Genomic DNA, 17245 nt, shown 5'->3' on the forward strand with positions numbered 1-17245 from the left:
TAAATTAAAATGAATATTAAGTTTCTTTAAAGATGTTTTCTAAACAGTTCTTCATAAAAAACAACAAATTAATTTAAGTATTTTTTAAAAGAGGCTTTCATAAATTTCTATGCAATGTGTGTCATTTCATTTAATTCAAATTTTTCTACAGCGCCCTCTGTTGCATTTGCGTACTCCGTTAAATGTGTATTCTTCATATGGGTTTGCCATAATTCTCTGCTTTCCCAATTTTCATAAAACAAAAATAAATTTTCATTTTCATTGTCTTGGTGTAAATCATAGTTTATACAGCCTTTTTCTGCTTTTGTAATATCAATTAGTTTTTGCAACTCTTTCTTAACCAAATCTCTTTTTTCTGGTTTTGCTACAATTTTTGCTACAATTGTTAATTTTTGATTCCTCATAATTTTAGTTTGTTCGTATTAATTTAGCACTCTGCTTGGTTTAACCTTTTCTTATAAAGTTTTGTAAAGAAATAATTAAATCTTCTTTGTTTTCTATATGGCTCATATGCCCACCACTTAAGACAACAAGTTCTGTCTTTGTATTTTTAGCTTCTTCTAAAGAAGTTTCAAAATTTAAAACAGGATCTTTTTTACCAACAATTATTAATTTTTTAAAACTATTTTCTGATAAAACAGCATTGGTATTCTCTCGAATTCGCATACCTTCGTTTGCTGCTATATAACCTTGTATTGGAGTTTTTAAAGCTTCATGTAAAGCTAAATTAATTTCATTTTTATAGCGTTCTCTACTTTTTTTACCAAATAAATTCAAAAAAGACATTCTAACCAGATTATTAAAATTATTTTGAATCATTTTATTGGCTCTAAAACGTAATTTTTTACGTTCTTCATCATCTGCATTAGATGTTGAATTTACTAAACACAACCCTTTTATTTGCAATGGTTTTTTTTGGGCAAGTGCTAAAGAAATATAACCTCCTAAAGAATGGCCAACCAAAAAATATTTACGAATTCTTAATTCTTTTAAAACAAACAATACAGCTTCTGCAAACAACTCCATAGAATGCACATAACCCAAACAATCACTTTTTCCATGACCTAACAAGTCTATTGTAATAATTCTATTTCTTTTGGTTAATTCTGGCACTATAGTATTCCACATTGTCCCATTTTCTAAAAAACCATGCAGTAAAACAACTGCAGCTCCTTTACCTACATCAGAAAAAGAAATGTTTGCATTTTTAAAAGTGATCGATTTTTGCATCAAACAAAAATATGTATATTTAAAGAATAATAATTCATCTAATTATGAACAAAACAAAAGAAATTTGGATTGCCGGTTTTGCGTTATTCTCACTATTTTTTGGTGCAGGTAATTTAATTTTACCACCAAGTTTAGGCGCAAAATCTGGTACAGACTGGTTTGTTGTTGTTTTGGGTTTTATAATTACAGGAATTGCCATACCAATTTTAGCCATTTTTGCACATGCAAAACTACAAGGCACGTTGTATGATTTTGGTAAAAAAGTATCGCCAATTTTTAGCACCATATTTTGTTTTTTAATTTATAGCATTGCCTTTGCAATACCATCTCCAAGAACTGCTGCAGTAACGCATGAAATGGCAATACAGCCTTTTTTTGATTCGCCAGCATTAATAACAAGTATTGTTTATTTTGTTTTGGTATTTCTTTTTGCCATTAACAGAACCAAAATTATAAGTTTAATTGGGCAGTTTTTAACACCAATAATTGTAGTTATTTTACTAATAATTATAAGCATTTCCTTTTTTGTAGCACCAGGAACGTTGCAAACCTCTACTTTTAAAAATCCGTTTGTAGATGGTATTTTAGAAGGCTACCAAACCTTTGATGCTATTGCAGGTGTTGTAGTTGGTGCAGTAATTATTATTTCTTTAAATTATAGCAATCATACCACTTTTTTTGAAAAAAGAAAACTAATTACTAAAGCGGGTTTTATTGCAGGTACAGGTTTATTTTTAATTTATGGCGGCTTAATTTTAAGCGGTGCTTTATTTTCATCAACCTTTGCAGAAAACACAACTAGAACAGCAATTTTATCTAGTTTAAGCGCACAAACATTGGGCGGTTTTGGCACTACTTTTTTAAGTATTTTAGTAGCTTTGGCTTGTTTTACAACTGCTGTAGGTATTGTAACAGGTACAGCAGATTATATAAAAGGTATTTGCAATAACTCTAAAATTGCATTTGTTAGTACTGCTGCTTTTGCTTCTATTGTAGGCATTATTGTGGGCAGCTATCAAGTAGATTTTATTATAACTTTGGCAGTACCTGCATTAATGTTTGTATACCCAATTACAATTGTATTGATTTTACTAAATGTTTTGCCAGAAAAATTTGCTTCTAAATTAGTTTTTAGAACCGTAGTTTTAGCTACTTTTATGTTTAGTATTCCAGATTTTTTGGGTTTTATTCCAGGATTTAAAATAATGGCGCAAGATTTGCAAAACTTAATTCCCTTAGGAAAATTTAGTTTGGGCTGGGTTTTGCCTGCATTGCTCACTTTTGTAATTGCCAACCTTACTTTTTTAACAAAAACTTCTAAGTACAATTAAAAATAACACGTAATTTTTGCTATAAAAATTATAATAATTTTAAGCTTTATGTAAAAAAAGAGCTTGTTATACGACAGAATACTTATGAAAACATCTATCCTAAACTTATTACTACTCGTTTCTATTTTTATCAGTTGTAACAATCAAGATGATTTTTTTAATCCAAATGCAGAAAGAATACCGCCTGTTATTAATGTGCCCACAAATTTTGCAGACCCAAACTTAAATGAACAGGCTAAAGATTTATATCAAAGATTAATAAACACCACTCAAAAAGGCATTGCCTTTGGGCAACAACAACCTTTTGGTACAGGCAATAATTTTCCAGTAACAAATCAACTAGAAAACGATTTTTTTGAAGTAGCAGGAGATTACCCAGCAATAGCAGGTTTTGATTTAGAACTAATAGGTTTGCAACCAGATACAGACTCTAATGTTGCTTTTCTTTTAGACGAATTTATAGATCAATTTACAGCAGCCATTAAAAAAGCACACGAAAACGGCAGTATCATAACTATAAGTTGGCATCACACAAATCCTAGAGGTTTTGGCACACCAAATGATGGCAGTTTTAATAATGTTGTAAAAGGTTTTTTAGAAGGTGGCGAATTTAGAGAAGTATACATTAGACGCCTTGCAAGAGCTGCAAGATTACTAAATAAATTAGTAGACGCTAATGGAAATTCCATTCCTGTATTGTTTAGACCTTGGCATGAAATGAATGGCGATTTCTTTTTCTGGGGCGAAGGATTTAGAACTACGCAAGAATACATTCAACTTTGGCAAGATACTATTCAAATTTTATCAGAAGATTTTAATGTGCACAATTTATTATACGTTTACGCGCCAAATTTTGTTGCAAGCCGTTCAGAATATTTAAGAAACTATCCTGGAGACCAGTTTGTAGATGTTTTAGGTATAGATGTTTACGATTTTAGAAACAGAAGATTTTTAACAACTGCACTCAAAAATTTAGAAATTGTAGAAAACATCAGTATCGAAAAAAATAAACTTTTTGCATTAACAGAAACAGGCTTAACAAACGTAGTGCAAAACACATGGTTTACAGAAAGCTTGTATAAAGCCATAAGAGCCAGCAGCATTTCTTACGTTATGCTTTGGCGAAATGATATGACTACCTTTTTTCATACACCTTTTTTAGGACATCCAGCAGAAAGTAATTTTAAAGAGTTTTTAGAAAAGGAAGAAATACTTTTAAGTAGCGATATTTTATAAAACTAACCCATATTACACTTTTTGGCAAAAATTACTGTAATTTTACTAACAATGAAAACCAAATAAATGGCAGTTCAAGAAATTATAAAATACACCTATAAAGACCTCTTTACGTTAAGTACTGTAGAATTTGAAAAAGCATGTACAATAGATCATTCTATACAAAAAAACGCCTATTCTATTTATTGGATTCAAGAAGGAAAAGGAACCTATAATATAGATTTTGAAAAATATGAATTTAAAGATAACGTACTATTTTTCTTAACACCAGGCCAAGTTTTTACTGTAGATTCTGAACAAATAAAAACAGCCTACAAATTTACTTTTGTTAAAGATTTTTACTGCATACAAACCCATGATAAAGAAGTAGCTTGTAACGGTATTTTATTTAATAATATATACGAAACACCTTTTGTAAAACCTTGTAAAAAAGACACGCAAAAACTACAATTTATTTTAGAAAGTTTAATTGAAGAATTTCAACAAAACGAAGCCGCACAATACGACATGTTGCAAGCTTACCTAAAACAATTTATGATTTGTGCCGTACGCGTACAAAAAGAAAATCATATTATAAAAGAAGATACAGAAACCCGTTTATTTAAAGACTTTAGCTTATTGGTAGAGCAAAATTTTAGAACCCTACATGCTGTTACAGATTATGCAAACAGGTTAGGCATTTCACCAAAATCAATAACCAAACACTTTCAAAAATTAGGCGCTACAACACCTTCTCAATTTATAAAAAACCGAATTTTATTAGAAGCAAAACGCCTGTTAATCTACACAGAAAAAAACGTAAAAGAAATTGCTTTTGAGTTAGGTTTTAATGATCCTGCGTACTTTACACGTTTTTTTACAAAAGCCATAGAAAAATCTCCACTTCAATTTAAAAAAGAGTATTAAAAACCACTATTCTTGTAGTAAAAATATCCTTTTCAAGACCGTAAAAATCTTAATATAAAATTATCTATTTTGGGCGTGCCCACACAAAAAAGTGTGGTCAGGCTTTCCATTATATCTTTTTTATTTGTCAATTTTTCGCTATCGCTCAAAAAAGACAAATAAAAAAGGATGCCATTTCAATCCTTCACGCAAGCATTTTTGCCAACCTTCTTACCAGTCCAAACAGTAGGAACTTTTGTCCAATTTTTAAGCCTAAAATTGGTTGCATCTTTACAACATCAAAATAACATATTAATTTAAAACATAAAAATCATGAAAACAATAGCAGAAACAAATTGCCCAAACTGTTGGGGTTACCAAACATATGACGAGCAAAATGAAGACAACCAAGTTTACACCAAAAATTAAATAATTAACAACCTAACAAATAGATAAAATGAAAAAAGTAATCGCAATTTTAGTAGTAGTATTAGCATTCGCATTTCAAACAAATGCACAAGACAATATGAAAAAAGAAACTGTAAAAACAGTAGCTTTAGAACAAACTCAAGGTGAGTTTACCCAAAAAGAAATTAAAATCTCTGAAGGAACTTACATTTTTAAAGTTACCAACAATAATGCCGCTAAAGAAGTAGGTTTGGTTTTAATTGAAAATGGTAAAGATGGTAAAAATACAGAAAATCATATAAAAAACGCTTACGTTACACAAATGGTAAAGCAGGGTAAAACAGAGGCTTCTAAACCTGTAACCTTAAAAAAAGGAACATACCAATACTTTTGCCCTTTTAACAAAACACCACAATACAAATTAATTGTAGAGTAGTTTTTTTTTGCACTAAAAATTTAATGTATCGTTATTTTTAAAACGATACAAATTAAAAAAAAGGCAAACACAAATAATGTGTTTGCCTTTTTTATTTTGTGTTCAAATTAAAATTTACATACACAGCAATAGCTTGTTTTGGCGTTACATTACCACCAAACAAATTATGCGAAATTGGTGCTGTATAATTGGCACCAAAAATAAATTTTTGAGTAGTTATTTCTGCCCCAAAAGTTCCGTTAAAAACAGTACCATCTGTGTTTGCAATCGTTTCACCAAACTGTTCTATAGAATTGTAAATATTGCCAGAAATACCTGCAAAAGGCAAAAGCATAAACTTTTCTTTAGCAATTGCATAAAACAAATTAGCTGCATAACTAAACTGATTTCCAAACCTATATTCGTTTTTATTTTCTCCTTTAAAATAATAGCTTAAAGTTGTATTTACACCAAATTTATCGCCTCCATAATTGTAAGCAACACCAAAAATACCATCTAAACTTCCTGTTCCTAATTGAAAACCTGGGTTTACTCTGTCTGTTAAAATCTGTTCAAATTTACCTGTTGGCAATTTTGCTCCCAAACCAATTTCTATTGAGTGACCAGAAGGTTCTTTAGGCACATTTGAATACAAGTTTGCTTTTTTAACATCTGGTTTTTTATAAAACCTAATTTTATACCAACCCATAACAGTAGCATCTCCAAAACCATTAATGTTTTCATTTCTATCTGTAAAAGCTCTTTTTAAATCTTGATAAGGTAAAATAGCACTTACATAAAATTTATCTGTTATTGGTACTCTTCCCCAAAGTTGGTAGGTATTAAAATTCTCTGTACTTGTTGGCGAATTTGAAAAGATACCATCTTTAGAAACAAATTTTTGGTAAATATATCTTACTCCTACAAAACTTGCGTTATTTAAGGTTCCTGCACCAAAACTACCATTACTTGTTGCACATCCGCACAAATCACAAAAATAATATTTAAAGGAACCTACTTCATGGGCGCTGCATAAATTTTCTTTTTCATGTGCATAATTTTGCATGGAAATAGAAGAAAAAATCAACAAAAAAAGAAGACTTTGTTTGTTAAAACTCTGCAAAACGTTCATCATTTAAAAAAGTATTATCTGTTAATGTTTTTAAAAATGCAATTACATTTTCTTTATCTTCTTGGGTTAAATCAATTCCCAAATTACCATTTGCTTTTCGTAAAATAGGATCTACTTCGCTACCATTTTCTACCATTCCATCTGTATAAAAATTTAAAACATCTTCTAACGTTCCAAATCTACCATCATGCATATAAGGAAAAGACATTTCTGTATTTCTAAGACTTGGTACTCTAAATTTATAGAAATCTTCTGCAAAACCAGAAACTCGTTTTCTACCTTCTTCCTCAGGAAATCTTGGGTTTACAGGTATGCCATTATTTCGATAACTTTTATCTGTAAACAAAGCTCCAGAATGGCAAGAAGCACAGGTATTGTTAAAGATTTGAAAACCTTTTTCTTCTTTAACCGTAAAAGCCTCGTTCTCTTCTTTTCTAACTACTTTATCGTATTTAGAATCTCCAGAAATCATAGTAACCATAAATTGAGAGAGTGCTTTTAACAATCTTTCTGAGGTAACTTCTGCATCACCAAAAGCATTGCTAAACAAAATATCATACTCTTTGTAACTGCTTAATTTAGAAATTACAGAAGGTATGGTTTCATTCATCTCAAAATCACTTGTAATGGGAATTATAGGTTGCAGATCCAAATGAATTGCGGCACCATCCCAAGTAAATTCGCTAAAAAAAGCTAAATTTTGTATAGGTTGTGCATTTCTAAAACCAGTTTTACCGTCTACTCCATGGCTTGTTGTGTGCCCATGATGTGTAAAAGCAGAAGCTTGTTCATGACAAAAACCACAAGATATTATGCCGTCAGAAGCTAATCTACCTTCGTAAAAAAGTTTTTTCCCTAAAGCAACGCCCTCTTCTGTTAGTGGATTTTTACTCAAATCGTATACTATATCAGGAAAATTACTAGGAATCTTTAAATTGATATTGGTAGGGATTTTTACATACTCCTCTTCCTCTTTAGTACAAGAAAACAAAAGCAAAAAGCCCAAACTAATTAAAAATAAATTTTTCATTTTTTTAAAATGAAACCTGCTATTTAAAAGGTTTTCAACTCAATAAATACTTAATTTTAAATAGCAGATTTACTTTTTTAGTTATGTACGTGATCTACAGTAAACATTTGGTTTACATTGGTAGCAATTTGTGGAGATTTTACACCATCTACATGAATTTGTGCAGCATCATCTAACATAAATTTTGTATTACCTTGTAATATGTTTGCAACATCTGCAACTATGTGAATTTCTGGAGTTGCGTCTACCCTAACTCTTGCAGAATTTGTGAAGTCTAAACTAACTTCTTTATAATTGTCTAAAGCACTTCCATGACTTCCCATATGAAATGCAAAGGCTGTTTCTTCGGCTGTATTTGCAGAAGTGTACACACCTTCAAAAACCATAAACTTATAGCCTGCTTGCCAACTCCACATCATACCAGCATCTTTTGCCAAACTTAAAAAATCGCCTTGTCCTGTGGCACCTTCTAAATATTTATCTTGATCTACACCAATACCAAAGGTTAATTTGGTATAATCTTCTTCTGGAATGTTATTTAAAGTAATAAATTGAGATGAAATAACCTCTTCATTTACAATAAAATAAGATTGGTTTTTAGGATATGTAAAAACAGTACCATCTGCAGTTTCTAAGCGAACATTACTTACAATATATTTTACTTTAGAAATTTTAATTTGTTCGGTTTCGTTTGCTTTATAAGGTGTTGTTTTTAATAATAAATCAGACGTTTTATAGGCATTATCAAATTTTAAGGTTAAAGCACCTTCGCCGTCTAAAATTTCAGTTTCATTACTAGAGCAGCTGTAAATTGTTACTGCTAAAATAGCAGCAGTTAAGTATTTTAAAATTTTCATTTTTTAAATATTTTTTACTTCAATTTTATTTTGAAGTTTAAATTTATTGTTAATAACAGTATAATGTTGCATTATGCTTTTATCTTTTTAAAGATAAAAACTCAACGCAAAAAATGACATAAACTTAATTATGCAAAAACAAGTATTTATAAATGAAAATCTGGTGGCTGCTCTAAACCACTGGTAAAATTTTTAGCATACAAGGAGTTCTTATTAAAAATAAGTTTCCTTTTTTGGAAAGTTATTTGTTGCAAAACAAAGCTTGCTATTTGTTGATGAAATACAGGAAAAAAAGCATCTGAAGCTACTGTAAAACCTTGAACATCATCTTTAGATACATCTACTTTTGGTGCAATTTTTTTTGCTAAATGACATTTTCCATTACATTGCAATTGTGGTTTTTCTTTGTTAACACAGTAAGTTTCTACAATGTAATCTATATTTAAAGCAAAATAACCAATATACCCTAAATGATAAACGGGTCTAACAGCCAATGCTAAAAATAATATGATACAAAAGGTTTTTTTCAACAAAAAAAATTTTTGCAAAGATAGTATTTAATAGATTTTTACGTTAAATTTTAACTAACAAAAAGAAATAAATGACACAAAAACTCTGTAAAACTCTAAATATGCGTTAATTTAGCATTTGTAAAAGAATATAATTTTGTTAAATTACTACACATATCCACATAATACTTCTAAAGATTGGGTAACTTTTGTACACGGTGCAGGAGGTAGTAGTTCTATTTGGTACAAGCAAATTAGAGATTTTAAAAAACATTTTAATGTATTAATTTTAGATTTAAGAGGCCATGGAAACAGCCAGCCTTCTTTAAAAGATACATTTAAAGCAAAATACACTTTTGATTCTATTACCGCAGATATTTTAGAAGTTATCGATTATCTTAAAATAGAAAAATCGCATTTTGTTGGTATTTCTTTAGGTACAATTTTAATAAGAAATTTAGCCGAAAAAAGAGCACAGTTAGTTAAAAGTATGATTATGGGTGGTGCAATTATTAAAATGAATTTTCGCTCGCAACTTTTAATGAAAGTAGGTAACGTGTTTAAATCTGTTGTGCCTTACATGCTGTTGTATAAACTCTTTGCATTTATTATTATGCCAAAGAAAAATCATAAAAAATCGCGATTGCTTTTTGTAAATGAAGCTAAAAAATTATATCAAAAAGAATTTATACGTTGGTTTAAATTAACATCAGAAATAAACCCACTTTTGCGTATTTTTAGAGCAAAAGACATTAAAATACCTACCTTGTATGTAATGGGCGCAGAAGACCATTTATTTTTGCCTTCTATTAAAAAAATAGTTTCAGAACACCTTACTTCTACTTTATTTGTAATTGATAATTGTGGCCATGTGGTTAATGTAGACCAACCAGAAACCTTTAACAATCAAACTATAAAGTTTATTTTTTCTATTTCATAAAACTAAATCAACAACTTAATTGATTACCCAATTTTTATCTTTTATATTTACTTTTTAAAAGAAAGTACTATGAATCAAATAATTACATTTGGCGAAGTTTTAATGCGTATATCTCCTTTAGGAAATAGAAAGTTTATGCAATCTAATGCTGTAGAATTCTATTTTGGTGGTACAGAAGTAAATGTTGGTATTTCTATTGCCAATTTTGGAGGAAATGTAAAACATATTTCTTGTATTTCTAATGATTTTATTGGAGACACCGCAATTTCTTATTTAAATAAATTTGATTTAGATACCTCTGCAATTGTGCGTTCTGGAAGACCTTTAGGCGTTTATTTTTTAGAAGTTGGCGCTGTTATGAGGCCAAGTTCTATTTCTTACAATAGATCACATTCTTCTTTTTCTGAAATTTTACCAGAAATGGTAAATTGGCAAAAATCTCTAGAAAATGGCCATTGGTTTCATTGGACGGGTATTACACCTGCTTTATGCAAAGGAGCAAAAGAAACCTTAAAAGAAGGTTTAGCTTTAGCCAGAAAAAAAGGAATGATAATTTCTGCAGACCCAACCTACAGAAGTGGTTTATGGAAATATGGAGAAAATGCTAAAGAAGTTTTAACAGATTTAATACAATATTCTACCATTTTTATTGGTGGAATAAATGAAATAAACGAACTTTTAGATACAAATTACATGTATTCTAATGACGATTTTATAAAAGCATCTAAACACTTAATAGCAACGTATCCTTCTATAGAAAAGGTTTTTGATAAGATTAGAACCTCTATAAATTCTTCTTGGCACAAAATTAAAGCAAGAATGTGGAATGGCATAGAGTTTAAAGAAACCCAAGATCTAGACATTACACATGTTGTAGATAGAATTGGAACTGGAGATGCTTTTGCTGCAGGATTAATACATGGTTTACAAAAATTTAACGACTACAAAGCAATGGAATTCGCTTCAGCAGCTTGCGCTATAAAACATACGTATTTGGGTGATGTAAATTACGCCAATGAAAAAGATGTTATTTTTATATTAGAAGGAAATACTACTGGAAGATTAAATCGATAAAAAACAAGGGAGCAAGCTCCCTTGTAAAAATTATGAGTTCATAATAGCCTCAATTTCTTCTGCTTCTATAGGTATATTTTCCATTAAATTAAAAGGTGCTCCTTTCTGTTGAATTACAACATCGTCTTCTAATCTTATGCCAAAACCTTCTTCTGGTATATAAATACCAGGTTCTACAGTAAATACCATGTTTGCTTGCATGGGCTCATGCAACAAACCATAATCATGAGTATCTAAACCAATATTATGGCTGGTACCATGCATAAAATACTTTTTGTAAGCAGGCCAATCTTTATCTTCATTTTGTACAGCTGCTTTGTCTAAAAGACCCAAAGCTAATAATTCTGAAGTCATAATTTTACCAACTTCTGTATGATATTCTTTCCAAATTGTGCCTGGAATTAACATATTTGTAGCTTCCTTTTTAACTCGATTTACGGCATTATAAACTGCTTTTTGTCTCTTAGAAAAACACCCAGAAACAGGTATTGTTCTTGTTAAATCACTAGAATAATTAGCGTATTCTGCTGCTACGTCTAGTAAAATTAAATCGCCACTTTTACATTGCTGATTATTTTCTATATAATGCAAAACATTGGCATTATTACCAGAAGCAATTATTGGTGTGTATGCAAAACCTTTAGATCTGTTTCTAATAAATTCGTGAATTAATTCTGCCTCAATTTCATATTCCCAAACACCAGGTTTTACAAACGCTAAAAGTCTGCGAAAACCTTTTTCTGTAATATTACAAGCGTGTTGCATTAAATCCAATTCAACTTGATCTTTTACCGAACGTAAACGTTGCAAAATAGGATTGCTTTTTGCTACGTTATGTGCAGGATATTTGGCTAACAACCATTTTGTAAAACGATCTTCGCGCGTTTCCGTTTGTACATTTGCTCTATAATGTTCATTTGTATTTATGTAAAAAGTATCTGCATAAGACGCCATTTCAAACAAAACTTTTTCTAAATCTTTTAACCAAAAAATTGTTTGTACACCACTTGTTTTGGTCGCTGCTTTTTTGGTTAATTTTTCACCTTCCCAAACGGCAATATGTGCATTGGTTTCTGTTACAAATAATACTTCTTGCAAATTTTTATTTGGGCAATCTGGAAACAATAGTAACACACTTTCCTCTTGATCTACACCAGATAAATAGAAAATATCTCTGTTTTGTTGAAAAGGCATTGTACTGTCTGCTCCTATTGGATAAACGTCATTAGAATTAAAAACCGCCATACTTTTTGGTTGCATTGCAGCCATAAAATTCTTACGGTTTTTTATAAAAAGTTTAGAAGCTATAGGATTGTATTTCATGTTGTATCAATTAGAAAATCAAAGGTAAGAAATCTAAATGCCAACGTAAAATGAGAAAGTTTATAAAACACAATTTGTCACGCTGTAAGCGTCTCAAGCAAGAATAAAAAAGCAATGTGTGTGTGGGACGCTTTCAGCGTGACAAACAAGTAGAAAAAAATTACCACAAAGATGGCTATATTTTCTGTGTTTCTATATGGTAAAAAGTGGTAAAAACTAATAACGTTTCTTTTTAGGTGCTCCACTTCTTCCTCTTCCTGTAGCTGGTTTTGGTTTATTCTCTTTAAAATGTGGTTTTCTTTTTTGTGCTGATGTAGTTTCTGTAGCTCTTTTTTTGTTGGAATTACCAGAATTGCTTCCACCTTTTTTCTTTCCAAAAGATTTTTTACTTGTAGCAGCTCTTTTTGGAGGCGCAGTATCTGTAGGTTCAAAACCTTTAACTACGGTAGTTTTAATTTTCTGCTTTAATAATTTTTCTATCTCATTTTGGTATTCTGTTTCTTCACTACAAACCAAAGAAATGGCTTCTCCTGCAGCTCCAGCTCTTCCTGTTCTACCAATTCTATGTACATAATCTTCGGGTACATTTGGCAATTCAAAATTAATTACATTTGGTAATAAAGGTATATCTAAACCTCTTGCAGCAATATCTGTAGCCACCAAAACTTTAATTGAATTCTCTTTAAAATTTTGCAACGCTTTGGTTCGCGCTCCCTGACTTTTGTTTCCATGTATTGCAGCAGAAGAAATTCCTGCTTGAATTAACTTTTTGGTTAATTTGTTAGCGCCATGCTTTGTTCTGGTAAAAATTAACACCTGTTTCCAGTTGTTGTCTTTTATTAATTTTATGGTAAACTCGGTTTTTTTACCTTTATCAACTTGATACACATTATGCGTAACCTTTTTTGCAGTAGAATTTTGTGGCGCCGTTTCTACTTCTACAGGATTTCTTAAAATACCGGCTGCCAATTGCTTAATATCTTTAGAAAAGGTTGCAGAAAACATCAAATTTTGACGTTTAACTGGCATAAAACTCATTATTTTGTTAATATCTCTAACAAAACCCATATCTAACATACGGTCTGCTTCATCTAAAATTAATACATCTATACGTTTAAAAGAAACCGCTTTTTGGTCGTGTAAATCTAACAATCTACCAGGTGTTGCCACTAAAATATCTACTCCTCTTTTTAAGGTTGCTATTTGTGGTTTTGCATTAACACCACCAAAAATTACGGCAGATTTTATGTTTACATACTTGCTGTATTCTCTTACATTTTCATAAACTTGCGCAGCCAATTCTCTTGTTGGCGTTAACACCAAGGCACGCAAAGGCCTGTATTTTGGATGTTTTGTAGCTACTAAATAATTTAAAACAGGCAAGGTAAAACCCGCTGTTTTTCCGGTTCCAGTTTGTGCAGATGCTAAAATATCTTTACCGTTTAAAATATGTGGAATCGCCTTTTCTTGTATAGGCGATGGTTTGGTGTATCCTTTCTCTTCTACAGCTTTCAAAATTGCATCAGATAAACCTAAATCTTTAAATGTCATAAATACTATTTATAAAAATCGCTTTATTTAGCGTTTTCATTGGCAAAGATACGTTGTTTAAAATAGAAGAAATCATATCATTTTTTTGTTTTTCTTTTTCTTTTGGTGTTTTAAAGGCTTTCGCTGCTTGCTTCCTCCTAAAAAGCAGCAGAACTTAAATAACCAGACTGTCTTAAGCGAAGTTAAAAAGGCTCTTTATTTAGAGCAGATTGTTTGTTTGTATGATTTTCTTATTCGGATTAAAATTTTGAAAATATTAATAAAAAGTAACTATTACAGTTTTAAAACGATAGTTCAAACGCCCAAAACATGTTAATTTTTTTGATATTGCTTTTACAAGTAGTAAATTCATCACCTTAAACTAAACTTTACTATAATGAAATCTATTTATACGTTTTTCTTCTTTTTGTCTGTTGTAACTTTTGCACAAACGCCAACAAGTTCAAAAACTGTGCAAAAAGCATTAACTCAAAAATCAATGATGATGCAATCTTCTTTGGTTAAAAATATTGAGTTTACCAATATTGGGCCAACGGTAATGAGTGGTCGTGTTGCAGATATTGCTGTAAATCCAAACAATCCAACAGAATTTTACGTAGGCTATGCTTCTGGTGGTTTGTGGCATACTACTAATAATGGAACTACTTTTACGCCTTTGCTAGACAATTCGCCCACGCAAAACATAGGCGATATTGCTGTAGATTTTAACTCTGGAACGATTTGGGTAGGTACAGGAGAAAAAAATTCTTCGCGCTCTTCTTATGCGGGTATTGGTTTACTAAAATCTACAGATAATGGTAAAACTTGGCAAAATATGGGATTAACAGATTCGCATCATGTGAGTAGAATTGTGATTAACCCAAATAATGTAAATGAAGTGGTAGTTGGTGTTATTGGGCACTTGTATTCTCCCAATGCAGAACGTGGTATTTTTAAAACTACAGATGGTGGAAAAACCTGGAAAAAATCGCTTTTTATAAATAACAATACTGGTATTATAGACGTTGCCTTTGCACCAGAAAACTTTAACATTATGTATGCTTCTTCTTGGGAAAGAGAGCGTAAAGCTTGGAATTTTACAGGAAACGGAAACAATTCTGCCATTTATAAAAGTACAGATGCGGGTAATACGTGGTCTAAAATATCTAAAAATGCTGGTTTTCCAACAGGAAACGGTGTAGGTAGAATTGGTTTGGCGGTTTTTAATGCAAATACGGTTTATGCACTGCACGATAGTCAGTACAGAAGACCAAAAGACAAAAATAAAAACGCTATAAATGGTTTAACCAAAGAAGATTTTAAAACCATGAATGCCGCCGAATTTTTAAATTTAGACGAGAAAAAATTAAACACCTACTTAAAAAATAACGGATTTCAAGAAAAATATAGGGCTCAAAACGTAAAGCAAATGGTGCGCGTAGGTTCTGTAAAACCCATAGATTTAGCAAGTTATTTAGAAGATGCAAATGCTATGTTATTTGACACACAAGTTATTGGAGCAGAAGTTTTTAAAACCACAAATGGAGGCAAAAATTGGCAAAAAACCCACACAGATTATTTAGACGGTATTTACAGTTCTTACGGTTATTATTTTGGTGAAATTAGAGTAGATCCTAAAGATGAAAATGGTATTTATGTACTGGGAGTTCAACTTATAAAATCTAAAGATTCAGGAAAAAACTTTACGTTAATTAGTAGAGAAAATGTGCATTCAGATCATCAAGCATTGTGGGTAAATCCTAAAAAACCGGGTCATTTTATTAATGGTAATGATGGTGGTTTAAATATTTCTTATGATGATGGTGAAAGTTACATTAAACTAAACAACCCGCCTGTTGGGCAATTTTATTCCGTTTATGCAGACAATCAAAAAAACTACAAAGTTTACGGTGGTTTGCAAGATAATGGGGTTTGGGTTGCCAATAATAATGCAAGTGTAAACAAACGTTGGCATCAAACAGGGCAAAATCCATATCAATCTATTATGGGAGGAGATGGTATGCAGGTGCAAGTAGATAATAGCAACCCAAATATTGTGTATACTGGTTATCAATTTGGTAATTATTTTAGAATTGATAGGGCTTCTGGCAAGCAAAAATACATTCAACCAAAACATACTTTAGGCGAAATTCCATACAGATTTAATTGGCAAACTCCAATTCATTTATCTAAACACAACCAAGATATTTTATATTTAGGCGGTAACAAATTACATCGTTCTTTAAATAAAGGTGATGCTTGGGAAACTATTTCTGATGATTTAACTACTGGCGGAAAAAAAGGAAATGTTGCTTATGGAACATTAACCTCAATTTCTGAAAGTCCGTTTCAATTTGGTTTAATTTATGTAGGCTCAGATGATGGTTATATTAATCTAACCAAAAACGGTGGTGGCAGTTGGACTAAAATTTCTAACAACTTACCTCAAAATTTATGGGTTTCTAGAGTAATTGCTTCAACTCATAAAAAAGAGCGCGTTTATGCTACTTTAAATGGGTATAGATTTGATGATTTTACGCCTTATATTTTTATGTCTGATGATTTTGGTACAACTTGGAAAAATATTGGAAATTCAATTCCAACATCAGCAGTAAACGTAATAAAAGAAGATCCTGCAAATGAAAACGTTTTATATGTTGGTGCAGATAATGGTTTGTATGTTTCTTTTAATAAAGGCAATTCTTGGGAAGCATTTAGTAACAATTTACCAAATGTAGCAATACACGATTTGGTTATACAACCCACAGCAAAAGAATTGGTTGTAGGTACTCATGGTAGAAGTTTATACAAAGCAAATATTGCCCCTTTACAAGAGCTTACTGCTGAAGTTTTAGCCAAAGAAAATTATGTTTTTGCAATAAAATCAATCAGAAAAAATAACAATTGGGGCCGTTCTTTTAGTCAGTGGAGAGATGCGTACACGCCAGAAATTAAAATTCCGTTTTACACAAAAACTGCAAAAAAAGTAACTGCAAAAATTTATGCTGATAATACAGAGGTAAATTCTATTACTACCAATGCAAAAAAAGGTTATAATCAAATGTTATTTGATCTTTCTTTCTCTAAAAAAGGAAGAAAAGCATTTGAAAAAGCAAGTAAAAACAAGGCAACAAACTTAACATTAAAACAAGCTCAAAATGGGGTTTATTATTTACCAAAAGGAAAATACATTGTTAAAATTGGCAATTCTGAAAATGAGTTTGAAATAAAGTAATAGCGTTATCAATTCAAAAATAGAAAGAAACCATAATATTCTAGCTTGATTTCTCTTTAATTTAGAAATAACCAAACCAAACAGCCATAAATAAAAGCGACTCTAAAATA

Annotated in this window: 15 protein-coding genes; 7 read left to right on the forward strand and 8 right to left on the reverse strand. The window is 30.9% G+C overall.

What is annotated here, in order from left to right:
- Nucleotides 1–107 precede the first annotated feature (107 nt).
- Both Q0762_RS00985 and Q0762_RS00990 read right to left on the reverse strand, forming a co-directional pair.
- Nucleotides 108–404: a putative quinol monooxygenase gene (locus Q0762_RS00985; RefSeq protein WP_298762724.1), complete on the reverse strand. Its 297-nt coding sequence runs from the start codon at nucleotides 402–404 to the stop codon at nucleotides 108–110.
- A gap of 40 nt (nucleotides 405–444) precedes the next feature.
- Nucleotides 445–1230: an alpha/beta hydrolase gene (locus tag Q0762_RS00990; protein ID WP_298762726.1), complete on the reverse strand. Its 786-nt coding sequence runs from the start codon at nucleotides 1228–1230 to the stop codon at nucleotides 445–447.
- 44 nt (nucleotides 1231–1274) lie between these two features.
- Here Q0762_RS00990 and brnQ point away from each other — a divergent pair, with 44 nt between their 5' ends.
- The 4 genes from brnQ to Q0762_RS01010 all read left to right on the forward strand — a co-directional run bounded on the left by brnQ (nucleotide 1275) and on the right by Q0762_RS01010 (nucleotide 5526).
- Nucleotides 1275–2561: a branched-chain amino acid transport system II carrier protein gene (gene brnQ, locus Q0762_RS00995; protein ID WP_298762728.1), complete on the forward strand. Its 1287-nt coding sequence runs from the start codon at nucleotides 1275–1277 to the stop codon at nucleotides 2559–2561.
- Between the two features lie 84 nt (nucleotides 2562–2645).
- A complete protein-coding gene (locus Q0762_RS01000) occupies nucleotides 2646–3797 on the forward strand; it encodes a glycosyl hydrolase (RefSeq protein ID WP_298762729.1) in 1152 nt (383 codons plus the stop codon).
- A 66-nt stretch (nucleotides 3798–3863) separates the two neighbouring features.
- Nucleotides 3864–4703, forward strand: a complete 840-nt coding sequence (locus tag Q0762_RS01005; RefSeq protein ID WP_298762731.1) for a helix-turn-helix domain-containing protein — start codon at nucleotides 3864–3866, stop codon at nucleotides 4701–4703.
- 436 nt (nucleotides 4704–5139) lie between these two features.
- On the forward strand, nucleotides 5140–5526 hold the full coding sequence (locus Q0762_RS01010; protein ID WP_298762733.1) for a cupredoxin domain-containing protein: 387 nt from the start codon (nucleotides 5140–5142) through the stop codon (nucleotides 5524–5526).
- 91 nt (nucleotides 5527–5617) lie between these two features.
- On the opposite strand, the gene Q0762_RS01015 is transcribed toward Q0762_RS01010, so the two are convergent.
- From Q0762_RS01015 to Q0762_RS01030, 4 genes are all read right to left on the reverse strand, one after another.
- The gene (locus Q0762_RS01015) at nucleotides 5618–6571 is read right to left on the reverse strand and encodes a hypothetical protein (RefSeq protein WP_298762735.1); all 954 of its coding nucleotides are present in this window, start codon (nucleotides 6569–6571) and stop codon (nucleotides 5618–5620) included.
- A 43-nt stretch (nucleotides 6572–6614) separates the two neighbouring features.
- Complete coding sequence (locus tag Q0762_RS01020; RefSeq protein WP_298762736.1) at nucleotides 6615–7667, reverse strand: cytochrome c peroxidase; 1053 nt, start codon at nucleotides 7665–7667, stop codon at nucleotides 6615–6617.
- 77 nt (nucleotides 7668–7744) lie between these two features.
- A complete protein-coding gene (locus tag Q0762_RS01025) occupies nucleotides 7745–8524 on the reverse strand; it encodes an MbnP family protein (protein ID WP_298762738.1) in 780 nt (259 codons plus the stop codon).
- Nucleotides 8525–8670: 146 nt separating this feature from the next.
- Entirely contained in the window at nucleotides 8671–9054 is a 384-nt protein-coding gene (locus Q0762_RS01030) for a hypothetical protein (protein WP_298762739.1), read from the reverse strand.
- A gap of 136 nt (nucleotides 9055–9190) precedes the next feature.
- Between Q0762_RS01030 and Q0762_RS01035 the strand changes: the two genes are divergently transcribed.
- Together Q0762_RS01035 and Q0762_RS01040 are read left to right on the forward strand one after the other, a co-directional pair.
- Nucleotides 9191–9973, forward strand: coding sequence for an alpha/beta hydrolase (locus tag Q0762_RS01035; RefSeq protein ID WP_298762743.1), 783 nt, complete (start codon nucleotides 9191–9193; stop codon nucleotides 9971–9973).
- Nucleotides 9974–10042: 69 nt separating this feature from the next.
- On the forward strand, nucleotides 10043–11047 hold the full coding sequence (locus Q0762_RS01040; RefSeq protein ID WP_298762745.1) for a sugar kinase: 1005 nt from the start codon (nucleotides 10043–10045) through the stop codon (nucleotides 11045–11047).
- A gap of 30 nt (nucleotides 11048–11077) precedes the next feature.
- Here Q0762_RS01040 and Q0762_RS01045 read toward each other — a convergent pair whose 3' ends face one another.
- Both Q0762_RS01045 and Q0762_RS01050 read right to left on the reverse strand, forming a co-directional pair.
- Nucleotides 11078–12370, reverse strand: a complete 1293-nt coding sequence (locus tag Q0762_RS01045) for an aminopeptidase P family protein (protein ID WP_298762747.1) — start codon at nucleotides 12368–12370, stop codon at nucleotides 11078–11080.
- A gap of 216 nt (nucleotides 12371–12586) precedes the next feature.
- Entirely contained in the window at nucleotides 12587–13921 is a 1335-nt protein-coding gene (locus Q0762_RS01050) for a DEAD/DEAH box helicase (protein WP_298762749.1), read from the reverse strand.
- 376 nt (nucleotides 13922–14297) lie between these two features.
- Here Q0762_RS01050 and Q0762_RS01055 point away from each other — a divergent pair, with 376 nt between their 5' ends.
- On the forward strand, nucleotides 14298–17135 hold the full coding sequence (locus tag Q0762_RS01055; RefSeq protein ID WP_298762752.1) for a glycosyl hydrolase: 2838 nt from the start codon (nucleotides 14298–14300) through the stop codon (nucleotides 17133–17135).
- Nucleotides 17136–17245 lie beyond the last annotated feature (110 nt).

It is taken from the genome of uncultured Polaribacter sp., from assembly GCF_947495205.1.
Lineage (GTDB): Bacteria > Bacteroidota > Bacteroidia > Flavobacteriales > Flavobacteriaceae > Polaribacter.